This is a genomic window from Acidovorax sp. GW458-11-26-14-TSB4, from assembly GCF_059423865.1.
Map to the genome: position 1 here is coordinate 1 of NZ_JBWKYR010000051.1, position 1,612 is coordinate 1,612.

1 protein-coding gene is annotated in these 1,612 nt (G+C 65.6%); it reads right to left on the reverse strand.

All coding sequences use genetic code 11. From position 1 onward, the window contains the following. Positions 1-306 precede the first annotated feature (306 nt). On the reverse strand, positions 307-1,422 hold the full coding sequence (locus AC07X5_RS32605; RefSeq protein ID WP_494773548.1) for a PA0069 family radical SAM protein: 1,116 nt from the start codon (positions 1,420-1,422) through the stop codon (positions 307-309). Between the last annotated feature and the right edge of the window lie 190 nt (positions 1,423-1,612).

Below are 1,612 nucleotides of genomic sequence, written 5' to 3' on the forward strand. Positions count from 1 at the left end.
GAAGCGCAGGAGCTGGGGTGGGCGTGTGTGCCGAAGGACACACACGCTTCGTCGTCTGGCTCGTCGATGCTGTTTGAACGGAGTTCACCCGCAGGGGGAACGCAGTGAGTTCATCGACGCCCACCCCAGTTCCGAGCATCGCAGGCTGCCCCCATCGCCCGACAGGGCGATGGGGGACGCAGACTGGGGATCGCCTTTTCTTGGCCCACCTTCTTTTGGCGACGCAAAAGAAGGTGGGTGCGCTGCCGGGCGCACATCCCGGCTCCCACCCTCAAAAAAGAACAGAAGCCACCACAGCCAGCAAATCTAAAACAGGCCCCCCTGGTTCCGGGCAAACCCCGCCCGGTACTGCGTCAAATCCAACTCCGTCCGCTTCCGATTGAGACCCAACTTGCGGCAGGCAGCCGCAAACCGCTGCCGCACCAAATCCGCCCACAACCCCGTCCCCTTCATCCGCGTGGCAAAGTCACTCGCATACACCTTACCCGCAGCCCGCTGCGCAGGATCGAGGTTGTGCAGATCCTGCACCCGCGCCATCACACGCGCAGCACGCTGCGGGTAGTGCAGCTCCAGCCACTCGCGGAACAGCGGGTCCAGCTCCCAGGGTAGTCGCAGCACGGTGTAGAAGGCACTGGTCGCGCCGGCCTCGTGCGCGGCCTGCAGCACCTGCTCCATGTCTTCGGTGATGAAGGGGATCTGCGGCGCCACGCTCACGCCCACGGGGATGCCGGCCTCGGCCAGGGTGCGGATGGTGCGCAGGCGCCGGTGGGGCGCGGCGGCGCGCGGCTCCATGCGGCGCGCCAGGGTGGCGTCGAGCGTGGTGATGGTGACGTACACGGCAGTCAGGTGCTGCGCGGCCAGGGGGCCAAGCAGGTCGAGGTCGCGCTCCACCCCGGCGGACTTGGTGATGATGGAGAACGGGTGGCGCATGTCGCGCATCACCTCGATGAGGCCGCGCGTGAGTTTCAACTCGCGCTCCACGGGCTGATAACAGTCGGTGGCCGAGCCGATGTTGATGAGCCGGGGCACGTGGCTCGTCCGGCCCAGCTCGTCGCGCAGCAGCGCGGCGATGTTGTGCTTGGCGATGATCTGGGTCTCGAAGTCGAGCCCCGGGGACATGTTGAGGTAGCTGTGCGTGGGCCGTGCATAGCAGTAGACACAACCGTGCTCGCAGCCCCGGTAGGGGTTGACCGACAGCTCGAAAAAAATATCGGGCGAGTCGTTGGCGCAGAGGGCGCTTTTGGCCGTCTCCAGGTGCACGCGGGTCACCGGCGGCAGGGGTGGTTCGTCGCCCTCTTCGACATGGGCATCGCCCCACCCATCGTCCACCGCCTCGCGCGTGTCGCGCACGAAGCGGTGCGCCAGCGCCGTGGCCGCACCCCGGCCGCGCACGGCCTGCAGCGGGACGCGCACCTCCTGCATCACCTGGGGGGCGTTGTCGTCGTCATCGTCGGGTCGCGGAGACGGCTTCGGCTTCATAAATGTATAAATATAAGGGGTATCCACTTAGCTCCAGTGGCACTCCAGATACTGTTTTTTCATCCAGCAATGGTACCCGATTGCACGTCTGCTGTCTTGTGCCCCACCACATCGGAGTAAGTGACCGGTGGCG

Bases quoted from the DNA above. Each gene is read 5' to 3' on its own strand.
- AC07X5_RS32605 (WP_494773548.1), bottom strand. From the start codon at position 1,422: ATGCAGGAGGTGCGCGTCCCGCTGCAGGCCGTGCGCGGCCGGGGTGCG.